The organism is Lichenicola sp., from assembly GCF_965198575.1.
Taxonomy (GTDB): domain Bacteria; phylum Pseudomonadota; class Alphaproteobacteria; order Acetobacterales; family Acetobacteraceae; genus Lichenicola.
The window spans coordinates 3,317,442-3,333,421 of record NZ_OZ240671.1 but is presented as its reverse complement, the minus strand read 5'-3'; the positions used below and the strand labels follow the sequence as shown (position 1 = coordinate 3,333,421).

Sequence of the window (15,980 nt, the reverse complement as noted above, 5' to 3'; positions counted from 1 at the left end):
GGGCCAGGAATTGCCGGGGCATTGCTCAAACTTCATGTGCGAGGCGCTGCCGGGCAGCCCGCATCACACGGGTGTTTCAGCCAGCTCATCGGCCTCGGAATAGGTCTCGACCTTGGGATGCAGCGGCACCAGCAGGGTGTAGCGCGTGCCGGTCGGCTTCTCCGTTCCCGGCCTGCCCTCCACGACCTCCAACGTGGCCGCGAGCTGGCGGGCGAAGCCGCGGATCAGCTGGATGCCAAGGCCGTCGCGAATCCCGGTCTCGGTCTCGGCGCGACCCGCCGGGATGCCGATGCCGTCATCCTCGATCACCAGGGTCGCGAACCCCTCGGTCTCCTCGGCGAGCTTCACCGACACGAGCCCGCTGCGTCCGGCCGGGAACGCGTACTTGATCGCGTTGCTGACCGCCTCGGTGACCACCAGCGCCAGCGGCACCGCCTGGTCGGTCGACATGACGATCTCCGGCGCCTCGATCTCGAGCCGGATCCGCCGGCCCTCCTTCTCGCCGATCGCCTGGAACAGCTGGCCGCACAGCTCCTCGAGGAACGATTTCATGTTCAGCGTATGCAGCTCGCCCTCGGAGTAGAGGTAGCGGTGCAGCGTCGCCAGCGCCCTGACCCGGTCCCGCGCCGAGGCGAATTCCGCCCGTGCCTCCGGCTGGCGGATGCGGTTGGCCTGCAGGTTCAGCAGCGACGCGATGATCTGCAGGTTGTTCTTCACCCGGTGGTGGATCTCCTTGATCAGCAGCTCCTGCTTGGCTTCGGCCCGTCGTAGTCGCTCCTCATGTGCCGCCAGGGCACCGGTGGCCTGGGTGAAGGCGCGCGACAACTGCCGCAATTCGACAGGCGTCATCCGGGTATGGCCCGGATCGTAGGCCCCAGCCCGGCGCCACTCCTTGACCGACTGGGTGATCGCCTTGAGCGGTGCGACGATCAGCACGTCCGCACCCATCGCCACCGCGGACATCCCGGCCGCCAGCAGCGCCATGATCGACAGCACGCGCCACAGGAAGGTCGATCGCGCAAGTCGTTCCTGGCGGCTGGGCTGGGTCAGGACCAGCAGCGAGACATCGCCGATCAACGGTTCGAGGGCACTCCCGACGTCGCCCGAGCGCGCCGCGTCGGCCTGACCGGTCCAGCCGCAATCGTTGCAGAGCGGCAGCCGCTGGCCATCGCGTGAGACCAGCCAGGCCTCGGTCTGGCCCCGTGGCCCCAACATCGAACGCCACAAGTCAGCCCGCTCGAGCTCGTCACGGTTCCAGCCCAGCGGCATCTCGGCCACCAGGGTGCTGCTGCCGTTCCCCGGCACGGCCAACCCGAGCGACATCTGCAACATGGGGCGGGTCTGATGTGGTCCGGTCGGGAGCACCGGACGGAGCGACACGACCCCCGCTGTCGGAACCGGGTCGTGCACGGCCGACCGGGCGGCCGCCGGCGGCGCAAGGACAGGATCGGAAGCCGTATAGGACGCCGGACCCGCCGGGTCGCCGCAGACCACCGACCGCCCGGAATCGAGCACGTCGAGACGGCTCAGCTGGGCGCCCTGGAAGGCCATGGCCAGGCGCAGCAGCGCGTGGCAATCCCCCGGATTCTGCAGCCCGGGCTGCTGCGCCAAGGCCCGGAGCATCCTCTCGACATCCGAGACCTGCTCGTCCGAGCGGATCTTGAGGGCCTGCGCCACGGTCGCCGCGCGGGTCACGCTGGCGTCGCGCGTCGTCTGGAAATTGTGCCAGGCCAGCAAGGCAGCCAGCGCCGCCATCGGCAGCACCGAGAGCAGGATGATCGTCATGAGCCGCGCGCTGACGCTGTCCAGGATACGCGAAGCCCGCCGGTGTCGCACGGTGTGGCCGGACTCGTCGTGCACCTCGGACGGCAGCATCTCAGCCGCCGCGATCGTCCTCGATCAGCTTGAGCAGATCATCCGGCACCGGCTCGTTCGCGACATCGTCGAACATCTGGTGAAGGCCTCGCTGCAACCACTGGTCGAATGCGTTGTCGGACTTCCGCTTCTTTTTCGGCTGAGAGTGCGAACGCCCGGTCGGAGGCTCGTCGTTCGCAGGCGTCATCACGCTGAGTCATCCCGATACTGAATTCGCAGGCGTCAGAACACGGAAACGAGCCCGAAGAGGGCCCGTTCCATCGGATCGTTCAAAAGCTTTGGACCGACCGGTGATGCGAGGCGATCTCGCCACACCGGCCGGCACGTCACATGTCAGGCGACGGCACGACCTGCACGGCTGGCCTCGAGGATACGGGCGTCCATCGCCCGGCTGATCGCACTCGCACGGGCCGCCGCAGCGCGGTCGTCCGCGCGCTCGGGCGCCTCACCGGTGAGCCAGGTCTCGAGCTGACGGCGTGCGCGGAACACGCGGCTCTTGGCGGTGCCGACTGCGCAACCGGTCGCCTCGGCCAGGTTCTCGTAGCTCATCCCCTGCACCACGACCATGATCAGCGCCTCGCGCTGGTCGGCCGGGAGACGGGTCATCGCCTTGCCGAGATCCTTCAGAGCCAGACGATCCTCATGCGGCGCCTCGGTCGCGAAAGCGGAGGCCGGCACATCGTCGATGTCGGTCGTGTCACGGCGCTTGCGCAGGTTCGAGATGAACCGGTTGCGCAGGATGCGATGCATCCAGGCCGGGAAATTGGTGCCGGGGATGAAGCTGTTCTGTGCCGACAGGGCGTTGCAGACCGCATCCTGCACGAGATCCTCGGCTGCTGCGCGATTGCGCGTGAGGGCCAGAGCCTGAACCCGCAGCTTGGGAAGGATCGTGATGACCTGGTCGTGGAAGCTTTTCGACATGGGTGCAGTCGCTCCGTGAAGTCTGAACGAGCAATGACCGGGAATTTGCGGGGGTTGCATCGTCATGCTGCATCAGCACTTCACGAAATCGGGAGCATGCTGCGCCGGGCCCGACCGAGCACGCGGTCTGCTACGGCACCGCCCATGCGGTCCGCTACAGCGAGAAACCAGACTGTGCCCGGAGGTGCCGCGCGGCGCTGACGAGTTGTGTGGCGTCCCGGTTTGGAGCAAGCCTTTACATGAGGGGCTTCATCCGCGACCGTGCGGCCGCGATACCGGCTTCGGCGCATGCGGGGTTCGTGCCGGGACCGGCGTTGTGATCAGCGGCCTTGCTCACGGTCCGACATGATGGTCGGCGACACGTGATGGGGCGGAGGCCAGGTGCGGACCTGACCTTGCCACCAGCGCCAGCACCGCCGGCGGCGGCGTTTCGTCCAACCAGGGCGCGGGAGTGTCGGTGTATGGTGCACCGGTGATCCGCGTCCGCCGACAGAGGAGGCAGCCATGACCGATCGTCAGCATCCGGATGCCACCATGTCGGCACCGCCCGCATGCCGGAGCGCGAAGGTCCAGGCAGAGCGACGGGCGGTGCGCGGGTCAGCTTTCCTGCTGCTCGCGGCTCATCGTCCGGGCCAACTGCCCGCGCGCTCGCGAGACCCGCGCCTTCATCGTCCCGACCGGCACGCCGCAGATGGTTGCGGCCTCCTCGTGGCTGAGCTCCTGGGCGCCGACCAGCACCAGGGCCTCGCGCAGCAGCGGCGGCAGCGTCCACAACAGCCGCTGCAGGTCGGACAGCTCGCTTCGACGGTGTGCCTCGGGCGCCTGCAGGTCGACAGCGTCGGGCACCTGCTCGCTCAGCAGCTGGGTCTCCCGCCGGCGTCGCCGCATCTGCTCGTAGAAGGCGTTGCGCTCGATGGTGAACAGCCAGGCCTTCAGGTTGGTGCCGGGCTGAAACGAATGCTGCGCCGCCAGCGCACGCACCACGGTGTCCTGCACCAGGTCGTCCGCAGCCGTCGGGTCGCGGGTCAGGAAGCGGGCAAAGCCGCGCAGATCGGGCAGCAGTGCCGCCATCAACCGATGGACGTCGTTCGACCCGGGCGCGCTCTCCCGTACGGATCCGTCCGTCCCGGAAACATCGTTGCTCTTGTCCGGGATTGCTCCAAGCTCCAGCTCGACCCCAAGCTGCGGCTCGTCCGGCAGATCATCCACCTGCAATCCAATTCCTATCCAGAGAGAGACGCCTGATGGCCAGTACGCGGCGCGATGACCTACTCCGCGCCCTTCCCTACGCTCGACGTTATGCGCGCGCCCTGACCGGAAGCCAACCACGCGGCGATCTGCTGGTGGCCGAGAGCCTGCGCGAGATGCTGGCCTCGACCGACGACACGCTGACACCGCGTTACGGCCTGTACTATTGGGTCACGCGGCGTTTCGATTCCGGCATCTCGACGCTGCCGTCGCTGGTCGACGGGCTCAACTCCAAGCAGCGCCAGCTGCTGCTGCTGACCGCGCTGGAAGAGGTGCCGATCGAGGAAGCCGCTCCCATCGTCACGCTCGAGCTCAACGATGCCGCCGCCCAGCTCGCCGATGCGCGCGAGCGCCTGCGTGCCTCGGCCGCGACCGACGTGCTGATCATCGAGGACGAGCCGATCATCGCCATGGACATCGAGGAGCTGGTGATGGGGTGTGGCCACAGGGTCGTCGGTGTCGCCTCCACCGAGGCGGATGCGGTGCGGCTGGCGCAGGCCACCAAGCCCGGACTGATCCTGGCCGACATCAATCTCGGCCTGGGCGGCGATGGCACCTCGGCGGTCAGCCGCATCCTGAAGCACCATTATGCGCCGGTGATCTTCGTGACCGCCTACCCCGAGCGGCTGCTGACCGGCGAGGCGGTCGAGCCCGCCTTCGTCATCACCAAGCCGTTCGAGCCGCTGACCCTGGCGATCGCGACCTACCAGGCGGTAAGCGGCGGCGTCGACCTCCAGTAGCTGCCGAGGAAGGAACTGGGAGCGCCCGATTGTCACGCGCGGCGCGGAACCGGGCTGCGCGACATGACGTTCGGCGAGGATGCCCGACGCAATCGAGCAGGGTGGCCGGCAGGCTGGCCGCCCGCGCCGGAGCGGTCGATCGCGGAGCAGTCAGGCGGCCTGGGGGCGGATCTCACGCCAGCTGATCCATAGCGGAACTGATGGGGAAGAGATGGACGTGATGGAACCGGCCAGGCATGGCGCATCGGAAACCGCAGGCGCGGATGTCGCCATCGCCGGTCAAGACGCAGCAGATGGTCGTCGCACGGCCCCGCTCAGGCTGGTCCTGGGCGGTCTGGCCGATGCGCCCGCTTCATTGCCCAGCGGCTTCGACGGCCTGCTGATCCACGACATGTTCGCCGAGCAATCGACGCCGGGACTGATATCGACGCTTGCCCCGGTGGATGTGGCGACAGCGATCGCAACGCATGCCAAGCGTGCGCGGACGGTACTGGCCGATCTGCTCGTCGATCGCGTCGTCGCAAGTGGTGACGTGGCGCTGCACCGGTCGGACCTGTTCCCGCAGCCGCGCCGCGAACTGGCGCTCGATCCCCGCCACGGCTTCACGGAAACCATCGCCGAGGCGGTTTTGGGCGACGAGCGCTCGGCGGCCGCCGTCGGCAGGTTCTGGGGCGAGGCCATCGCCGCACTGGCGCCGCATGGGCTTGGGGGTGTCCGTCTGCTCGGCCTGTCCGCGCTCCCCGCCGCCAGCCGGGCGCCGCTTCTGCGTGCGCTGCGAGCCGCCGCACCGAGTTCGCTGCTCGTTGCCGACACCGCCGGCATCCCCTGGGAAGAGCTCGCCGGGCTGACCGGTATCGGCCTCGACGGCGTGCTCTGCTCGCTTGGGTGGTGGGACTGGCGTGCCGGCTGGTTCCAGCAGGAGCTGGAGCTGCTGCGACAGGTGGGACCGGTGCTGGCACTCCTGCCGGCACCCGGCAGCGACGGCGCCGACGACCCGGCCAGGCTGCGCCGCGCTCTCGGTTTCGCTGTTGCCGAGGCGATCGGATGGATCGTGCCGCAGGCGATCGCCACGACCCTGGATGCGGGCAAGCTGGCGACCATCGCCGATCACACCGCCGGCCTCGGGCTGCCGCATCTGCTGTCGGCGCCGGGCCAACCGGTCAGCACGATCATGCGCGGCGCGGCCGATGATCCGCGCTTCAGCCGCGACGCGACGCTGCTGCTGCTGAACACCCTCGCCGACCGGCCCGCCGCCTTCGATCCGGCCAGCGTGTTGCCGTCCGTCGGCGGCGCGTTCGGCCCGTTCGCGCCGGTCGATGACACCGATACCGCGCACGGCCAAGACAAGCTGGTTCCCGGCCGGGTGGTCACCCTGCCGCCGGGCGCGCTTTGGGCATTCAGTGCCACGCGCATGCGCAACGGCACGCCGCTGCCGCTCGACAGCCAGTCCGCGGTGCGCGCAGGTGCCTGGGCGCGGCTTGCCCTGGAGGCGCCGACACCTTCGGTGGATGGCGGGTTGTTCCCGGTCAAGCGCACCGCCGGCGAGTTGGTCGAGGTCGGCATCGACGTGATCGGCGATGGCCACGACACTCTGGCGGTCGCGTTGCAGTGGCAGGGCCCGGGCGAGGCGCTCGACGAGACGGCGTGGCACGAGACCCGGATGCGCCTGCTCGGCAATGATCGCTGGCAGGCCGCCTTCCCGCTCGAGACCCGCGGGCTGCATCGCTACCGCGTCGAAGCCTGGCGCGATGTGTGGGGCACCTACACGCACGAGCTGGCTGCGAAGCACAATGCCGGCGTGAACACGTCGTTGGAGATCATCGAGGGTATCGGCCACGTGCGTGCGGCCCTCAAGCGTGGCAACGTCGCGCTGGCCGAGGTGCTCGATGCGCTCGAGAGTGGTGATGCCGACGCGCAGCGCGTGGTGCTGCTGTCGGACGAGCTGGCAGCCTTGATGGACGCCGCCGACGCGCGCCCGTTCAGCGTGTTCAGCGCCGAGATCCCGGTCGATGCCGAGCGCACCGGTGCCGGTTTCGCAAGCTGGTACGAGGTGTTTCCGCGCTCGATGAGCGACGACCCGAAGCGCCACGGCACCTTCCGAGACGTCGAGCGCCACCTGCCGCGGGTGCGCGCGATGGGGTTCGACGTGCTGTATTTCCCGCCGATCCATCCGATCGGCAGCACCAACCGCAAGGGTCCGAACAATACCCTGACGCCGGGGCCGGAGGATGTCGGCAGCCCCTATGCCGTAGGCACCGCCGAAGGTGGGCATGACGCAATCCACCCGGAACTGGGAACCCTCGCCGACTTCCTGCACCTGCGCGAGGCGGCAGAAGTGCACGGCCTCGAACTGGCGCTTGATTTCGCGATCCAGTGTTCGCCCGACCATCCCTGGTTGCGCGATCACAAGGACTGGTTCGACTGGCGCCCGGACGGCACCATCCGGTATGCCGAGAACCCGCCGAAGAAATACCAGGACATCGTCAACGTCGATTTCTATGCCTCGGGCAGTGTGCCAGACCTGTGGCTGGCGCTGGCGAATGTCGTGCTGTTCTGGTGCGAGCAGGGCATCCGCCTGTTCCGTGTGGATAACCCGCACACCAAGCCATTCCCGTTCTGGCAATGGATGATCGCTGAAATCCGTGCACGCTATCCGGACGCGGTGTTCCTGGCGGAAGCCTTCACCCGGCCGAAGGTGATGAACCGCCTCGGCAAGGTCGGCTTCAGCCAGAGCTACACCTACTTCACCTGGCGCAACACCAAAGTGGAGCTGACGGAATATCTGACGCAGCTTACCGAGGACGCGCCGCGGGACTTTTTCCGGCCGCATTTCTTTGTCAACACGCCTGACATCAACCCGGCTTTCCTGCAGGACACCACGCGCGGCGCCTTCCTGATCCGCGCCGCCCTGGCCGCCACGTTGTCGGGGCTGTGGGGCGTGTATAACGGTTTCGAATTGTGCGAGGGGACCAGGCTTGCGCCCGGCAAGGAGGAGTATCTCGACAGCGAGAAATTCCAGATCCGCGCCTGGGACTGGAACCGCCCCGGCAACATCGTTGCCGAGATCACGCAGCTGAACCGAATCCGCCGCGAGAATCCGGCGCTCCGGTCGCATCTCGGCATCAATTTCCTGCCGGCGGCCAACGATGCGGTGCTGTTCTTCGAGAAGACGACGAAGGACCGCAGCAACACCATCCTCGTGGCAATCAGCCTCGATCCGCATCACGTGCAGCAGGCCCGGATCGACCTGCCGCTCTGGAAGTGGGCCCTCCCCGACCAGGCCTCGCTTGCGGCCGAGGATCTGGTCGGCGGCCATCCGTTTACCCTGACCGGCCGAACCCATGACATCACCTTGACGCCTGATCAGCCCTATCTCATCTGGCGCGCCGGCCCCGCCACCTGAACTCCCGCGGCGGCGCGCGATCCGGCCGTCCTTCTTCCAAGTCCAGCAATTCATTCCTCCAGGACCTGCAGCCTGCCATGACCACACAAGCGACGTTGCCGCCGATCGAGGATCCGCTCTGGTACAAGGACGCGATCATCTATCAGATCCACCTCAAGTCGTTCTTCGACGCCAACAACGACGGCGTCGGCGACTTCGAGGGCTTGTTCCAGAAGCTCGACTACATCGTCGAGCTCGGCGTCACCGCGATCTGGATGCTGCCGTTCTACCCGAGCCCGCGTCGTGACGACGGCTACGATATTTCCGACTATCGCGGCGTGCATCCCGAATACGGCACGCTGAACGATGTCCGCCGCTTCGTGGTGGCGGCGCACGAGCGCGGCCTGCGTGTGATCACCGAACTGGTCATCAACCACACCTCCGACCAGCATAGCTGGTTCCAGCGCGCCCGCCGCGCGCCCGCCGGGTCGCCCGAGCGGGACTTCTATGTGTGGTCCGACACGGATGAGAAGTACAGCGGCACGCGCATCATCTTTCTCGATACCGAGAAGTCGAACTGGACCTGGGACGACGAGGCACAGGCCTATTACTGGCACCGCTTCTACAGCCACCAGCCCGACCTGAACTTCGACAATCCGGCGGTCATGGAAGAGGTCCTGTCGGTGATGCGGTTCTGGCTCGATATCGGCATCGACGGGCTGCGGCTCGACGCGGTGCCGTACCTGATCGAGCGCGACGGGACCAACAACGAGAACCTTCCCGAAACGCACGTCATCATCAAGCGGATCCGCGCCGAGATCGATGAATACGCACCGGGTCGGATGCTGCTCGCGGAAGCGAACATGTGGCCGGAAGACGCCCAGGTCTATTTCGGCCAGGGCGACGAGTGCCACATGTCGTTCCACTTTCCGCTGATGCCGCGGATGTACATGGCGATCGCACGCGAGGATCGCTTCCCGATCACCGACATCATGCGCCAGACCCCGGCGATCCCGGACAACTGCCAATGGGCCGTCTTCCTGCGCAACCATGACGAGCTCACGCTCGAGATGGTCACCTCGTCGGAGCGCGATTATCTCTGGGAGACCTACGCGTCCGACAAGCGCGCGCGGATCAATCTCGGCATCCGGCGTCGCCTGTCGCCGCTGATGCAGCATGACCGTCGCCGCATCGAGCTGATGAACGGCCTGATGCTGTCGATGCCCGGAACGCCGGTGATCTATTACGGCGACGAGATCGGCATGGGCGACAACATCTATCTCGGCGACCGGGACGGTGTGCGCACCCCGATGCAATGGTCGATCGACCGCAATGGTGGTTTCTCCCGCGCCGATCCGGCCGGGCTGGTGATGCCGCCGATCATGGACCCGATCTACGGGTTCCAGGCGGTCAACGTGGAGGCGCAGTCCGCCGACCAGCATTCGTTGCTGAAGTGGATGCAGCGCATGCTCGACGTGCGCAAGCGCCACCGCGCCTTCGGACGTGGCACGCAGGAGTTCCTGTATCCCGGGAATCGCAAGGTGCTGGCCTATCTGCGTACGCTGCAGGGTGCCGGGGAGCATGACGAGACACTGCTGTGCGTCTATAATCTGTCGCGTTCGGCGCAGGCGGTCGAGCTCGATCTCCGGGACTTCAACGGCCGTGTGCCCGTCGACGTGATCGGCGGTTCGGTCTTCCCCCGCGTCGGGCAACTCACCTACCTGCTGACCCTTCCGCCATACGGTTTCTACTGGTTCATGCTGGCGACCGAGCAGGCTCTGCCGAGCTGGCATGCCCCGACATCCGAGCCGCTGCCCGACCTGTCGACCATCGTGGTGCGGAACACGCTGACCGAGATCGTCACCGGCGCGTCACGCACCGTGATCGAGAACGAGGTGCTTCCGGCATACCTGCCGAAGCGGCGCTGGTTCTCGTCCAAGAGCGAGGCCTTTGGGAAGGCGACGATCGCCTATGCCGTGCCGCTCAGCGACGACCGCGACAACAGGGCGATGCTGAGCGAGATCTCCGTCACCGTCGGTGGCCGTGTTGAGCGCTACTGTCTGCCCATCGGCGTGGTCAGCGAGGACACCGCGATCCCGCTCGCACAGCAACTGGCGCTGAGCCGCATCCGCCGCGGCCCGCTCGTCGGATACGTCACGGACGGTTTCGCCACCGACAGTTTCAGTGTCGGCATCATGCAGCTGATCGCGAAGAACGCCGTGATCCAGCTCACCGGAGACGCGGCCGGCCAGCGCCTTGAGTTCCGCAAGACCGACCGTCTCGACCAGATCGAGCAGCCGACGGAGATGGCGATCCGTCGCCTTTCGGCAGAGCAGTCCAACAGCTCGCAGATCATCAACGACCAGCTTGTCCTCAAGGTGGTTCGCAAGGTGCTGTCCGGCGTGCATCCGGAAGCCGAGATCTCGCGCTACCTGACCGAACGCGGCTACGCCAACACGCCGCCGCTCTACGGCGAGGTCACGCGCTACGACACGGACGGCACGCCCAACACGCTGGTGCTGGTGCAGGGCTTCGTGCGCAACCAGGGCGATGGCTGGCAATGGACGCTCGAGTATCTGGCACGGGCGGCCGAGGATACGCTGGTGGAGACCCCGGATGCGGCAAAGCCCGGCGTCGAGCACGAGCTCGATGCCGATCTCTACAGCAACTATTCGAGTTTCGCGCAGGCGCTGGGACGGCGACTGGCACAGCTGCACGACGTGTTCGCGATGCCTTCCGCCGATCCGGCGTTCCATCCGGAGGTCGTCACGGAAGCGGACCTGCAGTCGTGGGCAGACGGGGCGATCGAGCAGATCGACCGCGCGATCGCAGCCCTGACGCCCCTGGCTGCCGGCCCGGAGGAGGACGCAACCGCGATCCTCGCGCGTCGCGTCGTCGGATTGCATGAGCGCCTGCACGGGCTCGCGCGCCGGCTTGCGGCGACCGGCACCGGGTCGCTGCGCACGCGGGTGCATGGCGACTTCCATCTCGGCCAGGTTCTCGTGGTCGGCGGCGATGCCTATCTGATCGACTTCGAAGGTGAGCCTGCGAAGTCCATGGAACAGCGCCGGTCGCATTCCTCGGGCCTGCGCGATGTTGCCGGCATGCTGCGCTCGTTCGACTATGCCGGCGCCACCGCGACGTCACGGCTGCACAGCCAGAGCGACCGGGTCAATGACCGGCGCGAGCGTCTGGTCGAGCGGTTCCGGACCTCGGCAGGTGCGGATTTCCTGGAAGCCTATCGCGAGGTCCTCGAGGCCAGCGCCAACCCGTGGGTCAGACGCGAGGCCGAGCAGTCGCTGCTCGATCTGTTCCTTCTGGAAAAGGCCGCATACGAGATCCGCTACGAGGCGGATAACCGGCCCGACTGGATCGACATCCCACTTGCCGGGCTCGACGATATTGCCGAACGACTTCTCGGTGCCGGAGATCACGCGGATGTCTGAACATTTGCCGCATCCGGGAGCCATCGACTCGTTCGTTCGTGCCCGTCACGGCGACCCGTTCTCCCTGCTCGGGCCGCACCACCTCGCCGGCGGCTACGCGGTTCGGGCGTTCCTGCCGGAGGCCACCCGCGTCGAGGTGGTGGACGCGACCACCGGAAAGCTGCGCGGCACCCTGGCGAGGATCCATCCGGACGGCCTCTGGTCAGGTTCCATCGAGACCGATGTGCCGTACCGCCTGCGCGTGTCGGTTGCGGACGGGTCGGGTGGTGAGCTTACCCAGGATCTGGCGGACCCCTATTCGTTCCCGCCGCTGCTCGGCGATATCGACATCTACCTGATCTCCGAAGGCAGGCATCGCGATCTCGGCCAGGTGCTCGGTGCGCACGTGATGGAGATCGAGGGCGTATCCGGCACGCGCTTCGCGGTGTGGGCGCCGAATGCGCATCGCGTCTCCGTCGTGGGATCCTTCAATGGCTGGGATGGCCGCCGCCACCCGATGCGTGTGCGTGGCGGGTCGGGGGTCTGGGAGCTGTTCGTGCCGGGCGTCGTGCCAGGTGCGATCTACAAGTACGAGCTGGTCGGGCCTGACGGCAACCTGCTGCCATGGCGCGCCGATCCGGTCGCCTGGGCCACCGAGGCTCCGCCCGCGACCGGTTCTGTGGTCGATGATCCGGCACCGTTCGTGTGGACCGACCAGGCCTGGATGGCGCATCGGGCAAGCACCCAGGCGCCGAACGCGCCGATCTCGATCTACGAGCTGCACGCGATGTCCTGGGGCCCGCATGACGGCACGCAGGCGAGCTGGCAGACGCTCGGCGACCGGCTGATCCCGTACATCGTCGAGCTGGGCTTCACCCATATCGAACTGATGCCGATCATGGAGCATCCGTTCGGCGGTTCCTGGGGCTATCAGGTGCTGGGCCAGTTCGCGCCGACCGCGCGCATGGGCACGCCGGCCGAGTTCGCCGGCTTCGTCGATCGCTGCCACGCGGCCGGCATCGGCGTGCTGCTCGATTGGGTGCCGGCGCATTTCCCGACCGACGCGCACGGTCTGGCGAATTTCGACGGCACTTCCCTCTATGAGCACGGCAATCCCTTCGAGGGCTATCACCAGGACTGGAACACCTACATCTACAATCTCGGCCGCAACGAGGTGCGCGGTTTCATGATTGCAGGCGGGTTGTTCTGGCTGCGGCATTTCCATGTCGACGGGCTGCGGGTCGATGCCGTCGCCTCGATGCTGTATCGCGACTACAGCCGCAAGCAGGGTGAGTGGGTGCCGAACATGTATGGCGGCCGCGAGAACCTGGAATCGATCGCCTTCCTGCAGGATCTCAGTCGTGCCGTGAAGGAAACCGCACCGGGTGCCATCCTGGTCGCCGAGGAGAGCACGTCGTTCCCGGGAGTCACCCGCAGCGCCGACGAGGGCGGCCTCGGCTTCGACTACAAGTGGAACATGGGGTGGATGCACGACACCCTGCATTACATCGAGGAAGAGCCGGTCAACCGGAAATGGCATCATGGCGAGGTTGCATTCGGCCTGGTCTATGCCTTCTCCGAGCGCTTCGTGCTGCCGATCTCGCATGACGAGGTGGTGTACGGAAAAGGCTCGATGATCGGCAAGATGCCGGGTGACGACTGGCAGAAATTCGCCAACCTGCGAGCCTATTACGGCTTCATGTGGACCCATCCCGGCAAGAAGCTGCTGTTCATGGGCAGCGAGATCGCGCAGTGGCGGGAATGGAACCACGATACCGGCCTCGACTGGTGGCTGCTCGACGACCCACGCAATCGCGGCGTGCAGCAGCTGGTGCGTGACCTGAACACGATCTATCGCGGCGAGCCGGCGCTTCATGTCCGTGATACGGAGGATGGCGGATTCCGCTGGGTGGTGCTGCATGATGCCGAGCAGAGCGTCTATGCGTGGCTGCGCTTCGGAGAGTACGGTCAGCGGCCGGTTCTGGTGGTGTGCAATTTCACCCCCGTCGTGCGGCACGGTTACACCATCGGCGTATCGCAGCTGGGCCACTGGGCGGAACTTCTGAACAGCGACTCTTCGCGTTACGGCGGGTCGGACGTCGGCAATTTCGGCGGTGTGGATGCGGTATCCGAGCCGGCGCATGATCAGCCTGCGTCTCTCACGGTGACCCTGCCGCCGCTGTCGACGCTCATTTTCGCCCCCGTCTAGGTCGCCATCATGAGTGTTGATGAAACGGTGCTGCGCAGCCTTGCCGAACGGGCCGGGCTTTCGCTCAGATGGCGCGACGCATTCGGCGACATGCACGAGATCGCCGCCGAGGATCTGCAGGCGATCCTGGACGCGCTCAATCTCGGAGTCTCGAGCGAAGCCGAGGCGCATGCGCTGATCGCCAGGCTCGATACCGAGGATGCGACGCCGGCGCCTCTCATGACCGGGGATGCCGGTGCGGAGCTCGGTCTTCCGGTCGCGGGCGGAGCCTGGCGGCTGCGGGGCGAGGACGGCAGCACGCTGTCCGGGACCGCCACCATACGGGACGGGCTCGCCTGGCTGACGCTGCCGGAGCAGCCCGGCTATTACCAGCTGGAGATCGATGGCCGCGAGCTGACCGTTGCGGTGGCGCCGCCTCGCTGCTTCACGCTGGAAGACGCCCTTGCCGCGGCGAACGCTGCGACGGGCGAGGCGCCGGCCCGCGTCTGGGGACTGGCGCAGCAGCTGTATGCGCTGCGTCGGCCGGGCGATGGCGGGGTGGGCGATTTCGCCGCGCTGTCCGGTTTCGTCCAGGAGGCGGCACTGCATGGTGCGGCCGCCGTCACCATCAGCCCGGTGCACGCGCAGTTCTCGGCCGACCCCGACCGTTTCAGCCCCTACGCGCCGTCCAGCCGGATCATGCTGAACGCGCTGCACATCGCGGTGGACGCGCCGGGCGACGATCCCGGCGAAGAGGCGCACCGCCTGGAGGCGCTGGACCTCGTGGAATGGCCGGCGGTTGCGCGCGACCGGCTGGCGCGGCTGCGTCGTCGCTTCGACCTGGGCGGCGCCGAGGATCCGGACTTCCTCGCCTGGCGCGCGGCGGAGGGCGACAAGCTCGAGGCGCACGCTCTGTTCGAGGCATTGCACCAGCATCTGTGGCGCGAGCAGCAGGGTGCCTGGAACTGGAAGGACTGGCCGGACGACTTCCACGATCCGCAGGCGCCGGGCTCGCTCGCCTTCGCCCGCGACCATGCGCAGGAGGTCTCGTTCCACGCCTGGCTGCAATATCGCGCCGATCGCCAGCTGCAGGATGCACAGGCGGCAGCGAAGGCGGCGGGGATGCCGATCGGCCTGATCGCCGACCTGGCCGTGGGCACCGATGCCGGCGGCAGTCACAGCTGGAGCCGTCAGGGCGAGACGCTGGTCGGGCTGACCGTGGGCGCGCCGCCCGACCTGCTGCAGCGGGAGGGCCAGAACTGGGGCATCACCGCATTCTCGGCGCGTGGTCTGCGTGCGAACGGCTACCGCGCCTTCATCGAGATGCTGCAGGGTGCCATGCGCCATGCCGGTGGCGTCCGGATCGATCACGCGATGGGGCTGAACCGGCTCTGGATCGTGCCGGAAGGACGCAGCGCCGCACGGGGCGCCTATCTCCAGATGCCGGAAGCCGACCTCTTGCGGCTGACCAGGCTGGAAAGCGTGCGCAACCGGGCGATCGTGCTCGGCGAGGATCTCGGCACCGTGCCGGAGGGCTTCACCGACCGGCTGCAGGATGCCGGCGTGGATGGCATGCGGGTGCTCTGGTTCGAGCGCGACGACGAGGGGTTCCAGCGGCCGCAGGACTGGACCCGCCAGGCCAGCGCGATGACCAGCACGCACGACCTGCCGACCGTTGCCGGCTGGTGGAAGGGCGTCGATATCCGTCACCGCCTGGAGCTCGGCGGCAGCGTCGAGGACGAGCGGAAGGAGCTCGCCGCGCGCGAGGCCGATCGCGCCCTGCTCTGGCAGGCGATGCAGGAGAGCGGTGCCTGCACCGGGCCGCAGCCGGCCGTGTGGGATGTCGTCCCGGTGGTGGATGCCGCGGTGGCACAGGTCGGCGCCTCTGCGTGCGAGATCGCGATGATCCCGACCGAGGACGCGATCGGCCTCGAGGAGCAGCCGAACATTCCAGGGACCACGACTGAGCATCCGAACTGGCGCCGGCGGCTGCGCGACCCGGTCGGTGCGGTCCTGTCCGGCGAGCGCACGGAGCTACGGCTGCGCCGGCTCGACCAGACGCGGCGCGGCTGAGGCCGAGAGAGGGGACGATTCGGCCGCCGCGGAGCCTCGATTTCGACAGCTGGCTCACGACGCCGGACATCGTCTCCAGGCCGGAGACGATGGCGCTATCGCTCCCGTCAGGAAGTTGGTAGTTGTAG

At 67.3% G+C, this 15,980-nt stretch carries 9 protein-coding genes; 5 read left to right on the top strand and 4 right to left on the bottom strand.

Features of this window, described 5'->3' with window-relative positions; translation table 11 throughout:
• Positions 1-63 precede the first annotated feature (63 nt).
• The 4 genes from ACOEQ2_RS15145 to ACOEQ2_RS15130 all read right to left on the bottom strand — a co-directional run bounded on the left by ACOEQ2_RS15145 (position 64) and on the right by ACOEQ2_RS15130 (position 3,867).
• A complete protein-coding gene (locus tag ACOEQ2_RS15145; RefSeq protein ID WP_419728786.1) occupies positions 64-1,875 on the bottom strand; it encodes a sensor histidine kinase in 1,812 nt (603 codons plus the stop codon).
• A 1-nt stretch (position 1,876) separates the two neighbouring features.
• Positions 1,877-2,062, bottom strand: coding sequence for a NepR family anti-sigma factor (locus ACOEQ2_RS15140; protein WP_419731244.1), 186 nt, complete (start codon positions 2,060-2,062; stop codon positions 1,877-1,879).
• Positions 2,063-2,208: 146 nt separating this feature from the next.
• On the bottom strand, positions 2,209-2,796 hold the full coding sequence (locus tag ACOEQ2_RS15135) for a sigma-70 family RNA polymerase sigma factor (protein ID WP_419728785.1): 588 nt from the start codon (positions 2,794-2,796) through the stop codon (positions 2,209-2,211).
• Positions 2,797-3,393: 597 nt separating this feature from the next.
• Complete coding sequence (locus ACOEQ2_RS15130) at positions 3,394-3,867, bottom strand: sigma-70 family RNA polymerase sigma factor (RefSeq protein WP_419731243.1); 474 nt, start codon at positions 3,865-3,867, stop codon at positions 3,394-3,396.
• A gap of 173 nt (positions 3,868-4,040) precedes the next feature.
• Here ACOEQ2_RS15130 and ACOEQ2_RS15125 point away from each other — a divergent pair, with 173 nt between their 5' ends.
• The 5 genes from ACOEQ2_RS15125 (at position 4,041) to malQ (ending at position 15,852) form a co-directional block, all read left to right on the top strand.
• The gene (locus ACOEQ2_RS15125) at positions 4,041-4,784 is read left to right on the top strand and encodes a response regulator (protein WP_419728784.1); all 744 of its coding nucleotides are present in this window, start codon (positions 4,041-4,043) and stop codon (positions 4,782-4,784) included.
• A 220-nt stretch (positions 4,785-5,004) separates the two neighbouring features.
• Positions 5,005-8,187: an alpha-1,4-glucan--maltose-1-phosphate maltosyltransferase gene (locus ACOEQ2_RS15120; protein ID WP_419728783.1), complete on the top strand. Its 3,183-nt coding sequence runs from the start codon at positions 5,005-5,007 to the stop codon at positions 8,185-8,187.
• 77 nt (positions 8,188-8,264) lie between these two features.
• Positions 8,265-11,612, top strand: coding sequence for a maltose alpha-D-glucosyltransferase (gene treS, locus ACOEQ2_RS15115; RefSeq protein ID WP_419728782.1), 3,348 nt, complete (start codon positions 8,265-8,267; stop codon positions 11,610-11,612).
• Positions 11,605-13,800: a 1,4-alpha-glucan branching protein GlgB gene (gene glgB, locus ACOEQ2_RS15110; protein ID WP_419728781.1), complete on the top strand. Its 2,196-nt coding sequence runs from the start codon at positions 11,605-11,607 to the stop codon at positions 13,798-13,800. Before treS ends, glgB begins: the two co-directional genes overlap by 8 nt.
• A gap of 9 nt (positions 13,801-13,809) precedes the next feature.
• Complete coding sequence (malQ, locus tag ACOEQ2_RS15105; RefSeq protein ID WP_419728780.1) at positions 13,810-15,852, top strand: 4-alpha-glucanotransferase; 2,043 nt, start codon at positions 13,810-13,812, stop codon at positions 15,850-15,852.
• Positions 15,853-15,980 lie beyond the last annotated feature (128 nt).